This is a genomic window from Rhizobium sp. WCS2018Hpa-16 (genome assembly GCF_031843705.1).
GTDB classification, from domain to species: Bacteria; Pseudomonadota; Alphaproteobacteria; order Rhizobiales; family Rhizobiaceae; genus Agrobacterium; species Agrobacterium tumefaciens_C.
In genome coordinates, this window is sequence record NZ_JAVTIX010000002.1 from 582,570 (window position 1) to 599,248 (window position 16,679).

Below are 16,679 nucleotides of genomic sequence, written 5' to 3' on the forward strand. Positions count from 1 at the left end.
TGCCGGGCAGGGCGAATCATCGATTAATTTGGGAGACGGATGTCTTGAGTGGCCGGAATCAGGCGTTGCGGCGCTGATTCGGCAATGCTCCGGCGCGCTTTTCCGCTTCAACCGATGCTGCTGCATCTGCATAGGCTTCCTGACGCAGGACGCTCCAGTAACGAAGCTCATCGATCGGTATATGTTTGCCCGTCATGGCGCAGACGACATGCGAACCTGTCTGCACGATACGCATATCGCCATCGCGATATTCGACCTTCGCTTCGCGGTTGCTGCCGCCTTCAAATCTGTTCATCTGCCTGTCTCCTGACGTCGGATCTTTTTAAAGATGCAATGGCCAAAATGCCAGCCTCAACACTTCACTATCTCAACTTCGTCCAAACAGCTTTTCGATGTCAGCTAGCTTGAGCTCAATGTAAGTCGGGCGACCATGATTGCACTGGCCTGACCCCGGCGTGTTCTCCATTTGCCGCAAAAGCGCATTCATCTCTTCCGGGCGCATGCGACGGCCAGACCGCACCGAGCCGTGGCAGGCCATCGTGGCCGCGACATATTCCAGCTTGCTGGCGAGACTGGTGGCTGTGTGCCATTCGGCTATCTCATCGGCCAATTGGCGAACCAGTCCCTGAACATTAACTTCGCCCAGCATCGCGGGCGTTTCGCGCACCGCCACGGCGCCCGGTCCAAAACGTTCGATGGCAAGGCCCATGCTGTCGAACCCACTGGCGTGGTCCATCAGCCGATCACAATCCTCTTCCGGTAGATCGACGATTTCCGGTATCAGCAGCACTTGCGAAGGCGGGCGCTTGGAATGCAGGGCTTTTCGGATTTCCTCGAACACAAGACGTTCATGGGCTGCATGTTGATCCACGATGACAAGGCCGTCTTGCGTTTGCGCGACAATGTAATTGGCGTGAACCTGCGCGCGGGCCGCTCCCAGCGGAAAACGGGTGGGTTCTGTGCCTGTGTCCATGCTGTTTGCCTGCTCTGCGGCGTCGGCGCGAGCCGTTGGCACGGTAATGTCGGTGAACTGAGATTGCGCCGCCTCGCGAAGCGCCAGACCATCCTGCACGGAAAGGGGGCGCGACGGTGAGTTTGCGGGTGACCATGCCTGCGTTGGCTGGGAACGCATGGTCGAGGGACTGTAGCCGGGACGAAATGCATTCATCATTTGCGCAGCGCCCGTGGTGGAGGCGCGGTCGCCCTCGCGGGTCAGCGCCTGTCGAATGGCGCCCACGATCAGGCCCCGGACCAAGCCGGGGTCACGAAAGCGCACATCCGATTTGGCCGGATGCACGTTAACATCGACAAGCGCCGGATCAAGTTGCAGCGACAAGACCGCAATCGGATAGCGCCCGTGCGGCACTGTCTCCGCATAGGCCCCGCGAATGGCGGACAGCAACAGCTTGTCCTGCACCGGCCGACCATTCACGAACATATATTGGTGGGCGGAATTGCCGCGATTGAAAGTCGGCACACCGGCAAATCCGGTCAGTGTCACGTCTTCCCGCCCGGCATCGATCTCGATGGCATTATCCTTGAAATCCATGCCGAGGATTTGCGCCATGCGGGCCAGATGGTCGTCACCCGTGGCCGCAAACTCCAGCGTCGAGCGGTCCGTCCCAGACAGCACAAACCGGATATGCGGAAAGGCAATCGCCATGCGCTTGACGATTTCCGTGATCGCCGCAGCTTCCGCCCGTTCGGTTTTCAGGAATTTCAACCGGGCCGGTGTGGCAAAGAAAAGGTCACGCACCTCGACAATGGTGCCGGTGTTGGACGGGGCAGGGCGGACGGCTGAGAGCTTGCCGCCCGCAACGGAAATGATTGCGCCTTCGGCGGCACCCTGCTGGCGGCTGGTGATTGTCAATCTGGCAACCGAACCGATTGACGGAAGCGCTTCCCCGCGAAAACCCAGAGTGCGGATATCATCCAGCGTCGTGGAAATCTTGGACGTACAGTGCCGCCGTACCGCCAGCTCGAGATCGGCGGGGGACATGCCGCAACCATTATCGGAAATGCGCACCAGACCTTTGCCGCCGCCAGCCGTCGCAATCTCGATGCGCGTGGCGCCTGCGTCGATTGCGTTTTCGATCAACTCCTTGGCGGCGCTTGAGGGTCTTTCGATAACCTCGCCTGCGGCAATCTGGTTGATCAGGGTTTCGGATAGTTGCTTGATGGACATCGATCTATTTTCGAGGATTCGCCCGTCTTATGAAAGGAAAATCATGCAAGACGCGGCCAATCGCCTGCTTGTCCCGCTAAATCTTTCGAAGCGACACCGTTAAGCGCCTCTTAAGGGAAAGCTTCTAAAGTCGAAACTGCTTGAAATGAGTTCAGCAACTATATTCCTCTGGCATTGCCAGCGGATGTGCGACGGAAAGCTGGGGCCGTCGCATCTTGTCCAGTCTGCTTCAAGTCAAAATCCCGCATGTCCTTCGTTTTATCCATTTATCCACGGTCCGTGGCCGGTTTTTTGTGAGTTGATTTTGCCTTGAGAAGTGCCTGTGAGGAAATGCAATGAAGGATGAGGTGTCGGTCTGCGCAGATATTCAAACTGCCATGTTCGACGCCGTTTGCGATGCGATCTCTGCTGCTATCGTCATCTATGATCGCAATGATCGGATCATCTTCATCAACAGCCGTGTTCCCGCACATCTACCCATCCCTGACTTGAAGCTAGGCATAGGCACGCGCCTTCGGGATTTGCTCGCTGCTTTGTACGACAGTCGGCGCGAAGTGGACGGCCCTTCGATTGCGCACAATATCGAACGCGACGAGTGGATTGCCGAACAATTGTCTTCGCACTGGAAAGAGCGTTCGGAAACGGTGGAGCCGCGTGCCGGTGGCAGGTGGCTGCGCTTCGTCAAACGGCGCTTTCCCTCTGGCCTCGGCATTTGCGTCATCAGTGAAATAACCGAGCAGAAGAAGCGCGAGGACCAGTGGCGCCTGGATGTAGAGCGCGTGCAGCTGACAGAAGAAATTCTCGATACGCTGCCCCTGTCTATTTTTGTCAAGGATCACACCACAACGTATGTCGGCGTCAACAAGGCTGGCTGTGCCCTTCTGGAAACGTCAGCCGATCTTATTCTGGGCCGGACGGTTTCCGATATCCATTCCGATCCGCTTGCCTCGCGCATCGACGCTATGGACCGCCATGTTCTGGAAACCGGCACACCCGCCATTCTGCCGGAGCGCGTCACGCGTCTGACCGGTGAAGAAGCACTGGTCATCACCAGAAAGCAAAGGGTCGGCAAGCCCGGCCGGTATTTCCTTGTCACGACCATGGATGACGTGACCGCCTTTGCGAGTGCAGGCGCGGATGGCAAGAGCGTCATTCGCGGGTTGGAGCACATGTCGTTCGTGGCCTCATCCTACATGGACGATGAGCATCATCAGGCATCGCAGGTCTTGAAGGGCCGCAGTATTCTGCTGGTCACACCCAATGCCTCACTGGGCGATCTGGCCATGCGAAAAATGACCGCTGTGGGTGTGGATTGCGCCATGGTGTCGACTCAGCACGAGCAGAAGGCGTTCATGGAATATGCCACCTCTGCCGGAGTGCGCATCGATCTTGTGATTGTCGATGTGCAAATGGATATTGCCTGTCTGGATCTGCCCCAGACCTATGGTGTCGATGCCGTGACGGTGGATGACTATCTGCTGGAAAGCTCGCTGATCACAGAGATTTCCCGCCATTTCCGGCTCGCAAGCCGCACCCTTTCACCTGTCCAAACCGATACTGGCTGGGAGATCTCTACGGGTAAGCCTCCAGCGCCGGCCAAAAAGAGCGGGCTCGATGTTCTCGTTGTTGAAGACAACAGCATCAATCAGATCGTGTTTTCGCAGATCATGGATGGTCTTGGCCTGAGTTACCGGATCGCCTCCACGGGCCGTGATGCCCTCAGGTTGTTTGAAACGGAAAAGCCCGCATTCATTCTGATGGACACCACCTTGCCGGATTTCGACGGGTTTGAAGCGGCACGACGCGTGCGTGGCATGGTTGGGGGCGAGCGTGGGCGCACCCCGATTATCGGTGTCATACCCCAGGCGTTCGAGGGTGATCGGCAAGCCTGCCTAGATGCCGGCATGGATGATATGCTGCTCAAACCTATCAGTCCCGATATGATCGAACTGATGTTGAAGCGTTATCTGCCCCAGCGAGAGCACCGTGCCAGTATTTAGACGCCGTACCGTCACTGCGGAAGAAGATACCCTGAATATTGATAGCTATTTCGCACATTTCCGCGCTAATGTTTCGTGAGACCAAATCATATTGCAAGATAACCCGCACTCCCTCGATCAGGACGCGCGAATGAAATCGCCAGAGCGAAATGCGCCGCAGGTGAGCCAGCATGAATTGCAGGCAATGGCTTACCGCGACCCGTTGACGGGACTGGGAAACCGCTACAGGCTTCGCGACAAAATTGTGATGCTGGCAGCCGAGCGGGCAAGTGACCCCGCACCCTTCACGATTGGCGTGGCGAATATCGATGGGTTCAAACCGATCAACGACCTTTTTGGCGCCGAAGCGGGCGATGAAATCCTGTGTCAGGTCGCGCATCGCCTGAGAGCCTGTGTGCCGGATGGGGCGATCGTCACCCGCCATGATGGTGACGAATTCGCATTCGTATTGCCGCTCGTTTTCGAACGCACCGGAGCCGAGCGCGTTGGGCAAATGATCAAGGACGTGCTTTCCGCCCCCTACGATCTGGGAGACCGAAACGTAAGGCTGTCATCATCCTTCGGCTTTGCGATCCATCCCTTTGCCGGTAATGAGTTCGAGGATCTTCTCAAAAGCGCGGAAACCGCGCTTTATCGGTCCAAGCGGCGTGGCCGCGGCCAGATCACCGTCTATTCGCGTGAAATTGCTCAGGAGATGAAGAGCGCGACGCAGCTTGAGCAGGCATTGCGACATGCCATCATTAGCGGCACGCTTGATGTGCATTTCCAGCCAATCGTTCGGCTCAGCGATGCCACTGTCATCGGCTTCGAGGCCCTGGCGCGGTGGAATGATCCTGATCTTGGATTTGTTTCTCCCGCCGTCTTCGTGCCTCTGGCCGAAGAGCGTGGCTTTATCGATGCGCTATCGGAACTGCTGTTGCGCAAGGCAGCGGAAGCCGCGCTCTCATGGCCGCGAGAACTGTTTCTGTCCTTCAATCTCTCTTCCGCGCAACTGATGGACCCCGGTACCGCTGAAAATATTCTCAGCATTCTGAGGCGAGTCGGGCTTGATCCACGGCGGTTGGAGCTTGAGATTACCGAAACTGCGGTCATGACCTCGGCCGATACGGCCCAGCGCATCCTGACCGACCTTCAACATGCCGGTATTCGCATTTCTCTGGATGATTTTGGCACGGGCCAGTCGAGCCTTGGCAGGCTTCGCGATTTTTCTTTCGACAAGGTCAAGATCGACCGCGCTTTCGTGTCGCGCATCACAACCGATAGACCGTCAGAGCACATCATCAAGGCAATCGTTGCCATGTGTGACGGGCTGGATCTGCAGGTTGTGGCAGAAGGCATTGAAGACAAGGCGGAAGCCGAGAAACTGCGGTGCCTCGGCTGCGGCATGGGGCAGGGCTATTTTTATGGTCGCCCGGTCGATGCCGCCGCAACGCAACGCTACCTTCAGGAAAACTACCGCGACATAAACCACTCCGCCCGCGAGTTCGGCTGACGAAAAAGGCGCCCGTGAGGCGCCTTTAAAAGTCATTACTTCAATCGACTTAGAGCCGATAGGCGGCGTCCAGCATGCCTTTGACCTCGATGCCGAGATCGAAAGTCGCGCCGTAGAGAGGATTGGCTTTGATAGTCGCATCATCAAGGCCCTCACAGGCCGAGGTCACGCCGATGCGGTCTGCCGATGCGCCGAAAAACACCGGGCATGTCGTCTGTGCTGCCGGAACTTCGTAGCGTGCCAGGTGCTGTCCGTTTGGCGAATATTGATCCACCGCGCCGACGCCCCAGCGCGCATTCCAGATATTGCCATCCGCGTCGCAGATCGCGCCATCAATGCCGCCCTTCTGGCCCGCCTGATCGATGAACACCTTAGTGGCGCCGGTCGGCAGACCTGTTTGCGGATCAACGGGAAGGCTCATCAACTGGTTCACGCGCGTATCGACATAGTACGCGGTCGCGCCGTCAGGGGAAAAGCAGATGGCGTTGCTGATGCTGATCTTGTCGAACAGCTGCGTCACCTTGCCGCCCGCGACGTGATAGATCGATCCGGCGCCATCCTCGGCCTTTTTGCCCATGGTGCCGATCCACAATGCACCGCTCTGGTGAATGCGCCCGTCATTGGAGCGGTTGCCGGGCTTGCCGGGTTCAAAATCGACGTGGAGCGTCAGCTCCCCTGTTGCGCGGTCCCGAATGAAGAGGCCCTCATCGGAGGCCAGCAACTGACGCTTATCATCGATACGGGCAACGACGCTTGCCATGAAGGGCAGGGCATGCATCGTTTTGGTGTTGCTTGTCAGGTCAAGCGCGTGAAGCTCCTTGCCCAGAATATTCAGCCAGCACAATGTGTTGGTGGTCGGATCAAAACTCGGCCCTTCGCCCAGCATCATCTGTGTTGGGTCAAGCACCTTTCCCTTGAAGTCATGAATGTCTGCCATGCCTTAAGCTCCGATTGCTAGATCATAGGCCGTGACGGTGGCGATGGCGCGGGCGCGCACATCATCGACGGTCATGCCGGGCTTGTAGAGGCTGGTTCCAAGGCCAAAGGCCGTGATGCCAATGCTGGTGTAGTCTGTGAAATTCTTGTCCGATACACCGCCGACTGCCGCAACGAGCGTATCCTTGGGCAAAATGGCTCTGATAGCGTTGAGACCGGATGGTCCGAGCACGCTGGCGGGGAAGAATTTGAGCCCGGTTGCGCCTGCCTTGAGCGCCAGAAGCGCCTCTGTTGGCGTGAGCACACCCGGCATGGTGACCATGCCTTTTTCTCTGGCAGCCGTGATGACATCCACATCGACATTCGGGCTGACCATCAGCTTTCCGCCAACGGCGTCCACCTTTGCCACGTCTTCGACGGTCAATACGGTGCCAGCGCCGATAAGCGCGTCACTTGGCGCCAGCTTGACGGCCATTTCGATGGAGCGGAAGGCGTCTGGTGAATTGAGCGGAATTTCGATGGCTCGCAGGCCGCTTTCCAGAAGTGCTGTTACCACACCCTCGGTTTCTTCAGGGCGAATGCCGCGCAGAATTGCGACAAGCGGGTATTTCATGGAAGGGAAGGGAATACGCATGGAAAACTCCTCAGTGCCAAATGGCGTTTGCAGCTGCAACAAGCCCGCGACGCACGGCTTCATCTGCATCAATGGTGACGAAATCAATGGAAAGCGCATTGAACGCTGCTTCGTAGAGCGCACCGAGTGACCCGGATGCGATGAGAACGACCTGTGCCATTTTCGAGGCTGCGGAATGCGCGCCGGCAATTTCCAGCCCGATCATCGTGCCAGACAGTTTCGCCTTGGCATCTGTCGCAGACAGGCCGTGCAGCAATTGGCCAGACCGCACCGTGAACAGGTGGTTCGTCGCCATTTGCGGGTTGGAATAGCTTTGCGATACAGCCGTTCGGAAGGCTTCGCTGTCACCGGTGAAGCTCCCGGCATCGGCAACCGCATGGGACAGGATGGAGTGTTTCGATATGACATCGAACAGCTCTCCGGTCATGAATGTGGAGAAGCCTGTAACCTCAAGATTGGCGACATTGACCCATTTGGAATGGGTGCCCGGCATGCAAACCAATTGCTCCCCGGACCTGTAATCGGCAGAAAGCGCGCCCAAAAGCTGAGTTTCTTCGCCGCGCATCACATCCGGCTTGTCGGCTGCGCGCTGCGCAAGGCCCGGCAGAATGCGTACATCTGACGTTTCGCCCGGCACCCGGGCAGCGCCATCAAGCACCTGCGCCAAATTCGCGGGAACATCGACATAGCCCGCTTCGACCCAGCCCTGTCTCGCACCCGCCATGCCGCAAATGATCACCGGCAGGCCCGATGGCGCGGAAAGAGCAGAGAGATGGGATGCAAGCACATGCGAAAAGCCGGTTTGCATTGCCGTTGTCATGCCCTCGTTGCTTCGGCGCTCGCCAAGCACTTCGCCCGATTGGCCGATCAGCCAGAGCCGAAAGCTGGTCGTACCCCAGTCCACTGCAACATATGCGGCATCAGACATTATAAAAGACCTCCATCAATGATCATGGTTTGGGCCGTCATGGCAGCGGATGCTGAAGAGGCCAGAAAGAGGCAGGGACCGACAAGATCCTCTGCCGTGAGCGTGCGTTTGAGGCATTGTCTGCCCACCGTTTGCAAGATGGTGTCATCGCTCAGCCAAAGGCTCTTCTGGCGTTCGGTCACGATCATGCCCGGCAAAATCGCGTTGACGCGGATGTTCTCCTGACCCAGACGCCCGGCAAGGCTTTTCGTCATGCCGATGATGCCTGCCTTGGCGGCGGTGTAGGCGGGTAGTTCGCCCATGTTCAAGAGATAGGAGATGGAGGAAAAGTTGATGATCGACGCACCTTGGGCCTGCCGCAGATAGGGCAGGGCCGCCTGAGTGACGAAGAAAACCGGCTTCAGATTGATCGCTTGGTTTTGATCCCAATATTCGCTCGTGACCGTATCGATATCGTGGCGGTCATCCCATGCAGCATTGTTGACCAGCACCTTGATGCCGCCCGTCGCTTGCGCCGCATCCGTCACGGCCCGCGCCAGTTGCGACTGGTCCCGCAAATCAGCCTTGATGAATGTAACTCGGTGGCGTGTGCGTGCAGATAGCGTTTCAGCCAGCTGTGTGCCTGCAGTTTCATTGATATCGATGAAGGCAACTTTTGCTCCTCGATCGGCAAAAGCTGCCACCAGCGACGCCCCGATACCAGAGCCACCGCCCGTAATCAGAATGCCGTCATCTACAAATTCAGAAGTGGGTAAGAAATTTTCGCTCAACATATCACTCGGAAAGGATTGCGCGTTCCATTATTTGGAACTAAGTTTCAATAATCGGAATAGTGCGCTGTCCGCTTGGTGTCTGTCAAGCGTGACAATAGCGCACGGGGAGACCAGTATCATGCCTCGAAGCGGTGACACGACGGTTGAAAGTACCACGGGAACACTCGGCAAGGCGATTTCCCTGCTGGAGCTGGTGGTGATGTCGCCACAGCCGCTTCGTTTCACCGATATCTTGCAGCGCAGCGGCCAGCCGCGTGGCACGCTGCACCGTCAACTTGTGCATCTTCTGGATGAGGGTTTGCTGGAGCAGAGAGGCGATCAGACCTATGTGGCTGGCCTTCGATTGCTGAGTTTCGCTTCCCAGGCGTGGAGCAGCAGCGACCTGCGCACTGTCGCGGCACCTCATCTTCGAGACCTGCAGGAAAAGACGCAGGAAGCGGTCCATCTCGGTGTGCTGAGAGGCGCGGAAATCGTGTATCTGGACAAGATCGATGGCAAGCAGGCGGTGCGCATGTATTCGCAGATCGGTCGTGTTTCACCAGCCTATTGCACCGGTGTCGGCAAGGCAGCGCTTTCGCTTTTAGGGCAGGCGGAGCTCGACACTATCATTGAGACCATGGCGTTTCAGCCCTACACGTCCAATACCATTGTCACGGCAAAGGATCTGAAGCAGGCAGTGGGTGACATCGCCTCTCAGGGTTTTGGTTTTGATCTGGAAGAACACGAGGCCGGAATACAGTGTATCGCGGTGCCGGTGCCACTGCCGGGACGGCGCATTTATGCGGCTATTTCGGTCACCGGACCCGCCTATCGGCTCAGCAGGCCGCGTCTTGAAGGATGGGCAGACCTTGTCCGTGAAGCAGCGAAGAATATTTCGGCCGATTTGATGGTGCGCCTACCGCCTGTAAGCGAGTAAATACTTAAAATTGTGGGCGAATAGGCATTAACAATATTCATGCGCGAAAATTGCGATAATTTGTAAATATCAACTTTTGTGTGCAAAAAAACAATGCGCTGCTATTGATGTAGTGTTATTTTATCTTATCGAGTCTCATTCATTTAAGTCTATCGCATAAAGAACCAAAAAAATGTTGGAACCAAAGATTTCCTGCGACGCGCAGCCTGGGGCGGAGAGCGCGGCAGAAGTAGCAGAGCTGAGCACTCAGTTCGATATATTTCGTTTTCTTAAAAAGACAACTGAAGCCTGGGGCATGAAAGCATTTATGGTTGTCAATCTTCCAGATCATATTGCTCTGGATCTCTCGCAATACACGGTCATTACAAACTGGCCAGCTGAATTGTTGCACCAATATGACCATGAAGGCCTGTTGCCGCGCAGCAATGTGTTGCGTGCCTTGAAGCGGACCAGCGTACCGTTTTTTGTCGATGCCGAGCTTTTGAAAAGCGGCCACGATAACACGGTCGGCAAGACCATTCTCGATCTCTTCACCCGCTTTGATATGGTCAAGTCGCTCTGGTGCCCGGTGCAGGATCACACGGGGCAGAGAGGCGCAATCTCGTTCCACGGCAGCCGCACGGACTTTCCACCGGCATTCGTGGCAGAGATTGCCTATGTGTGCGCTCATGTTTTCAGCCGCCTTGCGCATGTGAGAACTCTTGATTCCCGCGTGACCGGTACCTTGACGGACCGCGAGATCGACTGTCTCAACTGGACGGCGGCGGGAAAAACCAGCGCAGAGATTGCGGAAATCTTGGTTCTGTCGGAGCATACCGTCAATCACTATCTAAATCGCGCGACGAAAAAGCTGGACACGGTCAACCGGACGCAAGCTGTCGCAAAGGCTTTGCGCGTCGGTTTGATCAAGTAGAAATATTTCTATTTTCTGGATTGTTATCTGCATCGACGTAGGCAATTCTTGCTGTTGCAGGTGGCAGAGGAGATAAGATTCGTTTGGCAGCTTCGAGAAGCTTCAAGGCTGGATTTTCTCCGACGATCGATTGCGCGGTGCTTGTCGTTGCCGCTGAAAAAGGCTTTGCCGCAGATGAAGGGGTGTCTCTTCATCTGGTCAAAAAACCCTCCGTGAATGACCTTTTTGCCGAATGGCGCAACGGCGATCTGCAGGGCCTTCATCTGTCTGCATCCCTTCCGGTGGCTTCGGCGCTTGGTCTTGGCGATATTCCAGCCGGATTTGCAGCTCCCTTCGTGCTGGCCACAGGTGGTGCCACCTTTGCCGCCGCCCAGGATTTGCATGACGATCTGGTCGAGCAGGGTATGAAGATACCAGACCCAGCCACATTGGCCCGTGCTCTCGGCCGCGTTGCCGCGTCCCGCCAGTCAGCGAGGTTGAAGCCGTTGGCCTTGGCTGTCGAACATCCGCTCTCTGCATCTGCATTGGAGTTGCATTATCTTCTGAACAGCGCCCGCTTGCGTATCGGCGACGACATCACCCTTGTCGAGGCGCCGCCGGGCGCAATGCCTGATATGCTGGAGACCGGGCAGATCGATGGCTTTTACGGTTCAGAACCCTATGGAACCGTTGCTGTCTTGCGCGGATCGGCCCGCATTCTCACGACCAAGTCGCATATTTGGCAGAACGCGCCGGAGAAGGTGCTTGCCGTGTCAGACGCTTGGGCACGGTCTGAGCCTGACACATTAGAGGCGATGATCCGTGCGCTTTACCGGGCGGGCGAATGGTGCTCCAGCCATGCCAATATTCAGGAGCTCGCGGGTATTCTGGGTGCGCCTCAATGCCTTGATATGGATAAGGAGTTCATTCTTCCCGCCCTGACAGGATTTATCTCTCACTCCCCTACGCGCATGCTGGAATGCTCCGGCTTCTTTGCCACAAGCGGCAAAGCCGTCAACTTCCCATGGCAGAGCCAGGCGCTGTGGTTCTTCAGTCAGATGGATTTGCCCAACGATCTTGCCCCGGATGCCGCCGCTGATGAAAGCGCCTATGACGCTGCTGCGCGCGCCTATCGCCCCGATATTTTCCGCAAGGCGATCAAGCCGCTTTTTGTCCCGGTTCCCTCTGCCAATATGAAGTTGGAGGGGACGCTGAAAGTGCCTGTCATCGTGGGTGCATCCCGGTCTGGCCTCGTGCTCGGGCCTGACGCCTTTTTCGACGGGCGCATCTTCGATCCCGAGAATCTTGGTGCCGATACGAAGATGTGACCGGCCAGGATCGCAAGAGCGGTTACGCTTTATCATTGGCGAAACGGAAGCACTTGGTTATGGAAGGCTGCGGATGCAGCATAATGGAAACTGATATGGCACAGGCCGGCAAGAACGAGATCGAGCAAGCGTTGAAAAGCATCGCCTATCCGGGCGGTAATGAAAGCATCATCGCGCTTGGCATGGTGTCGGAAATTTTCATTGCCGATAACAAGGCCTATTTTTCGATTACCGTTCCTGCAGCAGAGGCCGATCGTATGGAGCCGCTGCGGCTTGCAGCCGAAAAAGCCGCCCTTGGCGTATCCGGCATCAAGGCGGCGATGGTAACGCTGACCGCCGACCGAAAACCCGGTTCTGCTCCCGCCCAGCCAAAGGTCCCAAAGCCCTCGCCAGCTCCACAGGCAGGTGCCGCACAGCCGCGCGTCAAAACGGGCGTTCCCGGCATCCGCGCCATCATTGCTGTTGCATCCGGCAAGGGTGGCGTCGGCAAATCCACCACAGCCGTCAATCTGGCGCTGGGGCTGCAAACGCTTGGCCTGAGTGTCGGCATTCTGGATGCTGATATCTACGGACCATCCCTGCCTCGGCTTCTCAAACTTTCCGGTCGCCCGCAGCAGGGTGAAGGGCGCACCATCATCCCCATGGAAAATTACGGCCTGAAGGTCATGTCGATGGGCCTTCTGGTGGATGAAGAAGCCGCGATGATCTGGCGTGGGCCGATGGTCCAGTCTGCGCTGATGCAGATGCTGCGCGAAGTGGCCTGGGGTGAGCTTGATGTGCTGGTGCTGGACATGCCGCCGGGCACGGGTGACGCGCAACTAACCATTGCCCAGCAAGTGCCGCTGGCTGGCGCGGTTATTGTATCTACCCCGCAGGATATGGCCCTGATCGATGCTCGAAAAGGCATCACCATGTTTCAGAAGGTGGAAGTGCCTCTCCTAGGCGTCATCGAAAACATGAGCTACTTTATCGCCCCCGATACCGGTGCGCGGTACGATATTTTTGGCCATGGTGGGGCGCGTGCGGAAGCAGAGCGCATCGGCGTTCCATTTCTGGGAGAAGTGCCGCTTACAATCTCCATTCGTGAATTGTCCGATGCCGGAACCCCCGTTGTCGTGGCGGAGCCAGACGGACCCCAGGCGCAGATTTACCGCGAGATTGCACAGCGCGTCTGGACCCAGATGGGCGCTGGCCTCAGCAAACCCGCACCGCGTATCGTCTTCGAATAAGGTGAACTACCGATGCGCCCGGCGCATAGCACTTGGTCTGTGGTGCAGCTTGACAGCCCCTCGCTCCGGTTGCGTGGAGCTAGAGTTTCTGTTTTCGCGTGAAGTCGCTGAAGGCCGTTGTATTCGATCAAGCCACTGATTCTGCAAGCTTATACGAATGCTTAGTAACGGCGTGCGGCCCGATCTGCAATCGATAGTGCCCCAGCAAGCCGCACGGCCATTCCGGTCTGGCGGCTTTGGCCCTGTGAAAAATACTCCTTGATTCTTATGGGTATTCAGAGCATAGGCCGCGCCGTTTGGTCCGCCGCCCATTCCGGGCGTTTGCGGAAGGCATACGGTTTGTGTTAGAGCAGCCTTCCGGCATTCGTCGGGATGCTGACCGGAGAAACTGATTGATCAAGGCCTATCGCTCCAATTGCGAGGCAATCAGCCTGTCGGCGGACCCATCGGTTCAGCAGATTTCGGATGATATTGTCTGGATTGACCTGATCAACCCTGACCGGGCTGAAGAAATTCGCGTCGAGCAACTGCTTGGCGTCGAGTTGCCGACCCGCGAGGATCTCAAGGACATCGAGCCCTCCAGCCGCCTTTACGTGGAAGATGGAAACGTTTTTATGACGGGTTCATTGGTCTGGAATGCGGATTCAAAAGATCCACGCCTGACCGATGTTGCCTTCATCCTTGTCGGAAACAGGCTCGTCACCATCAGATATGCCGAACCAAAATCCTTCAATCTCTTCATTGCGGCCATTACCCGTGTGCCCCACGATATGCGCAGCGGTGCGGCTCTGCTGCTGAAGCTTCTCGAAACCATCGTGGACCGCACGGCGGAGATTATCGAAAACTCCGTGATCCGCATCGATACGGTTGCTGCCGGAATTTTCGGCGATCAGGCTCGCAGCAAGCGCAAGGCGCCTCGCTATCTGGAAGACAAGCTTGCCGATATATCGGGCTATCACCGTCTCATTTCAAAAGTGCGCGATAGCCTCGCATCATTGGCCCGCCTACAGTCTTTTCTGCAAGCAACGCCCAATGTTCAGCAGGATAAGGAAGCGAAGGAAACAGGTCGCTCCATCGGCCGTGATATTCAGTCCCTGTCGGAACACGCATCGTTCATTTCCGGCAATCTGACATTTCTACTGGACGCATCGCTTGGCATCATCAATGTCGAACAGAACGCGATTATCAAAATCTTCTCCATTGCGTCTGTCGTGTTCCTGCCGCCAACACTTGTGGCATCCGTCTACGGAATGAACTTCAACGTCATGCCGGAGTTGCAGTGGACCTACGGTTATCCGCTGGCAATTTTCATCATGCTGATATCGGCCATCATTCCATTCATCATTTTCCGTTGGAAGGGCTGGCTCTAACCGGTCAGAAACACCATGTCTCACGCGTTGGATAAGGATAACTCCGAAAAGCCGGAGGCGGACGATCGCCGCACGACGGGCTTTTTTGCAGCCATGCTGGGTTCGGTCGGCGTCGTCTATGGCGATATCGGCACCAGCCCGCTCTACGCTTTTCGTGAAGCCTTGAAGCCTATTTCGCACGATGGCGTCACCGAGGCTGAAGTGATCGGCCTAATTTCCTTGATGATCTGGGCGCTCACCATCATCGTCACCATCAAATACATCTGTTTTCTGCTGCGTGCGGATAATGATGGCGAAGGCGGCACCCTGTCGCTCTTGGCTCTTTTGATGAAATCTGCCGGAAGCAAGCGAAGCGTGCTCATCATGCTCGGCCTCATCGGCGCCGCCCTTTTCATGGGTGACGCGATGATCACCCCGGCACTATCAGTGCTGTCGGCGGTCGAGGGCCTGAAGCTCGTCACCCCGCAGATGGATTCGTTCATCATCCCCATTTCGGTCGTCATTCTGGTCGGGCTTTTCGCGATCCAGTCGCATGGCACCGAAGTTGTCGCGAAGTTCTTCGGCCCCATCACCGCCGTCTGGTTCTTCGTCATGGGCTTCGTCGGCCTCATCCATATCTCGGATGATTACAATATTCTCTATGCCTTCAACCCATGGCATGCCGTCGAGTTTCTGCTTGCGGAAGGCTTCTACGGTCTGGTCGTGCTGGGCGCTGTCTTCCTGACCATCACCGGTGCAGAGGCGCTTTATGCGGATCTGGGGCATTTCGGTCGCAGACCCATTCAATGGGCATGGTTCGTGCTTGTCTTTCCGGCTCTCACGTTGAACTATCTGGGGCAGGGCGCGCTTGTGCTGAAAGACCCCTCGGCCATGTCCAATCCGTTTTACCTGATGTTTCCGCAATGGGCCTTGCTTCCAGCGGTTATTCTGGCAACGGCGGCCACCATCATCGCCAGCCAGGCGGTTATCACGGGTGCCTTTTCGCTCGTTCGCCAGGCTATCCATCTGGGCTACCTGCCGCGGATGGAAATTCTGTTCACATCTGAAACCAACACCGGGCAGATCTATTTGCCATCGGTCAATACCGTCTTGCTGTTTGGCGTCGTTGCGCTGGTGCTGACATTCAAAAGCTCGGACGCTCTGGCCACGGCCTATGGTATTTCTGTGACTGGCGCGATGGTCGTCACCAGCCTGCTGTTCTTCCAGTTTACCCGCACGCACTGGAAGTGGTCGAAATCGCTCGCCCTTCTCGTGATTTTGCCGTTCATTTCGCTTGAGATGATCTTCTTGGGTGCAAACCTTCTAAAAATCCACGACGGCGGCTATGTTCCGGTGCTGATGGCCGTCGCCTTCGTCATTATCATGATGACATGGCAGCGCGGATCGAAGATTCTCTTCGCCAAGACACGCCGCACGGACGTTCCGTTGAAGGCTTTCGTCTCCTCAGTTGAAAAAGAGAGTGCCCATGGCCCGGTTCGTATCCCCGGCACGGCGATTTTCCTGACGGGCGACCCGGAGACGGCCCCTGCCGCGCTGCTTCACAACCTCAAGCATAACCACGTCCTGCACGACAAGAACGTGATCCTGACGATACGCACCGAAGACACGCCCCGCGTCCATCCTGATCGGCGATACACGATCACCAAGGTCAGCGAACGCTTCGTCGTTGTCGAACTTCACTTCGGCTTCATGGAAACGCAGAATGTAACGCAGGCCTTGGGATATCTGCGCCGCACCGGCTACAAGTTCGATATCATGTCCACATCCTTCTATCTGGGCAGACGCAAGCTGGTGCAAGATCCAAAGTCTGGCATGCCGGGATGGCAGAACCGGCTGTTCATTGCCCTTGCTGAAACATCGGCCGATCCATCCGATTACTTCCGCTTGCCCGCCAACCGCGTTGTGGAGCTTGGCTCTCACGTCGTCATCTGATCGATTGTTGGCCGTGCCGATCTTCTCGAACGCCATCCTGCGGAAGCCGGGTGGCGTTTTTTGC

Annotated in this window: 14 protein-coding genes; 8 read left to right on the plus strand and 6 right to left on the minus strand. The window is 56.7% G+C overall.

Going from position 1 to position 16,679, the window contains the following annotated elements; translation table 11 throughout:
• Window positions 1-58 precede the first annotated feature (58 nt).
• Window positions 59-295 (minus strand): DUF2093 domain-containing protein, encoded by a 237-nt coding sequence (locus RQI55_RS08900; RefSeq protein WP_243256588.1) that lies wholly within the window; start codon window positions 293-295, stop codon window positions 59-61.
• 72 nt (window positions 296-367) lie between these two features.
• On the minus strand, window positions 368-2,185 hold the full coding sequence (gene mutL, locus RQI55_RS08905; RefSeq protein WP_311272483.1) for a DNA mismatch repair endonuclease MutL: 1,818 nt from the start codon (window positions 2,183-2,185) through the stop codon (window positions 368-370).
• Window positions 2,186-2,520: 335 nt separating this feature from the next.
• On the opposite strand from mutL, the gene RQI55_RS08910 reads away from it, so the two are divergent.
• The gene (locus RQI55_RS08910; protein WP_311272484.1) at window positions 2,521-4,185 is read left to right on the plus strand and encodes a response regulator; all 1,665 of its coding nucleotides are present in this window, start codon (window positions 2,521-2,523) and stop codon (window positions 4,183-4,185) included.
• A gap of 130 nt (window positions 4,186-4,315) precedes the next feature.
• Window positions 4,316-5,677 carry a bifunctional diguanylate cyclase/phosphodiesterase gene (locus tag RQI55_RS08915; protein ID WP_042618108.1) on the plus strand — a complete coding sequence of 454 codons (1,362 nt, stop codon included), beginning with the start codon at window positions 4,316-4,318 and terminating at the stop codon, window positions 5,675-5,677.
• 49 nt (window positions 5,678-5,726) lie between these two features.
• On the opposite strand, the gene RQI55_RS08920 is transcribed toward RQI55_RS08915, so the two are convergent.
• From RQI55_RS08920 to RQI55_RS08935, 4 genes are read right to left on the minus strand one after another with little or no spacing between them, the layout of a single operon-like run.
• Window positions 5,727-6,614, minus strand: a complete 888-nt coding sequence (locus RQI55_RS08920; protein ID WP_311272485.1) for an SMP-30/gluconolactonase/LRE family protein — start codon at window positions 6,612-6,614, stop codon at window positions 5,727-5,729.
• A gap of 3 nt (window positions 6,615-6,617) precedes the next feature.
• On the minus strand, window positions 6,618-7,247 hold the full coding sequence (locus tag RQI55_RS08925) for a 2-dehydro-3-deoxy-6-phosphogalactonate aldolase (RefSeq protein ID WP_042618110.1): 630 nt from the start codon (window positions 7,245-7,247) through the stop codon (window positions 6,618-6,620).
• A 10-nt stretch (window positions 7,248-7,257) separates the two neighbouring features.
• The gene (locus RQI55_RS08930) at window positions 7,258-8,175 is read right to left on the minus strand and encodes a 2-dehydro-3-deoxygalactonokinase (protein ID WP_311272486.1); all 918 of its coding nucleotides are present in this window, start codon (window positions 8,173-8,175) and stop codon (window positions 7,258-7,260) included.
• Complete coding sequence (locus RQI55_RS08935; RefSeq protein WP_311272487.1) at window positions 8,175-8,945, minus strand: SDR family oxidoreductase; 771 nt, start codon at window positions 8,943-8,945, stop codon at window positions 8,175-8,177. Before RQI55_RS08935 ends, RQI55_RS08930 begins: the two co-directional genes overlap by 1 nt.
• Before the next feature lie 121 nt (window positions 8,946-9,066).
• Between RQI55_RS08935 and RQI55_RS08940 the strand changes: the two genes are divergently transcribed.
• The 6 genes from RQI55_RS08940 (at window position 9,067) to RQI55_RS08965 (ending at window position 16,615) form a co-directional block, all read left to right on the plus strand.
• Entirely contained in the window at window positions 9,067-9,864 is a 798-nt protein-coding gene (locus RQI55_RS08940) for an IclR family transcriptional regulator (RefSeq protein WP_311272488.1), read from the plus strand.
• Window positions 9,865-10,036: 172 nt separating this feature from the next.
• A complete protein-coding gene (locus RQI55_RS08945; protein ID WP_042618114.1) occupies window positions 10,037-10,777 on the plus strand; it encodes a LuxR family transcriptional regulator in 741 nt (246 codons plus the stop codon).
• An 83-nt stretch (window positions 10,778-10,860) separates the two neighbouring features.
• Window positions 10,861-12,084: an ABC transporter substrate-binding protein gene (locus tag RQI55_RS08950; protein WP_311272489.1), complete on the plus strand. Its 1,224-nt coding sequence runs from the start codon at window positions 10,861-10,863 to the stop codon at window positions 12,082-12,084.
• Between the two features lie 95 nt (window positions 12,085-12,179).
• Window positions 12,180-13,313 carry an Mrp/NBP35 family ATP-binding protein gene (locus RQI55_RS08955; RefSeq protein ID WP_311272563.1) on the plus strand — a complete coding sequence of 378 codons (1,134 nt, stop codon included), beginning with the start codon at window positions 12,180-12,182 and terminating at the stop codon, window positions 13,311-13,313.
• Between the two features lie 392 nt (window positions 13,314-13,705).
• Entirely contained in the window at window positions 13,706-14,683 is a 978-nt protein-coding gene (locus RQI55_RS08960) for a magnesium transporter CorA family protein (RefSeq protein ID WP_042618115.1), read from the plus strand.
• A gap of 93 nt (window positions 14,684-14,776) precedes the next feature.
• A complete protein-coding gene (locus tag RQI55_RS08965; RefSeq protein WP_236727956.1) occupies window positions 14,777-16,615 on the plus strand; it encodes a potassium transporter Kup in 1,839 nt (612 codons plus the stop codon).
• The last annotated feature ends 64 nt before the right edge of the window (window positions 16,616-16,679 follow it).

Excerpts from the sequence above, each read along its gene's own strand:
- RQI55_RS08900 (WP_243256588.1), bottom strand. The coding sequence starts at position 295 with ATGAACAGATTTGAAGGCGGCAGCAACCGCGAAGCGAAGGTCGAATAT.
- mutL (WP_311272483.1), bottom strand. The coding sequence starts at position 2,185 with ATGTCCATCAAGCAACTATCCGAAACCCTGATCAACCAGATTGCCGCA.
- RQI55_RS08910 (WP_311272484.1), top strand. The coding sequence starts at position 2,521 with ATGAAGGATGAGGTGTCGGTCTGCGCAGATATTCAAACTGCCATGTTC.
- RQI55_RS08915 (WP_042618108.1), top strand. The coding sequence starts at position 4,316 with ATGAAATCGCCAGAGCGAAATGCGCCGCAGGTGAGCCAGCATGAATTG.
- RQI55_RS08920 (WP_311272485.1), bottom strand. The coding sequence starts at position 6,614 with ATGGCAGACATTCATGACTTCAAGGGAAAGGTGCTTGACCCAACACAG.
- RQI55_RS08925 (WP_042618110.1), bottom strand. The coding sequence starts at position 7,247 with ATGCGTATTCCCTTCCCTTCCATGAAATACCCGCTTGTCGCAATTCTG.
- RQI55_RS08930 (WP_311272486.1), bottom strand. The coding sequence starts at position 8,175 with ATGTCTGATGCCGCATATGTTGCAGTGGACTGGGGTACGACCAGCTTT.
- RQI55_RS08940 (WP_311272488.1), top strand. The coding sequence starts at position 9,067 with ATGCCTCGAAGCGGTGACACGACGGTTGAAAGTACCACGGGAACACTC.
- RQI55_RS08945 (WP_042618114.1), top strand. The coding sequence starts at position 10,037 with ATGTTGGAACCAAAGATTTCCTGCGACGCGCAGCCTGGGGCGGAGAGC.
- RQI55_RS08955 (WP_311272563.1), top strand. The coding sequence starts at position 12,180 with ATGGCACAGGCCGGCAAGAACGAGATCGAGCAAGCGTTGAAAAGCATC.
- RQI55_RS08965 (WP_236727956.1), top strand. The coding sequence starts at position 14,777 with ATGCTGGGTTCGGTCGGCGTCGTCTATGGCGATATCGGCACCAGCCCG.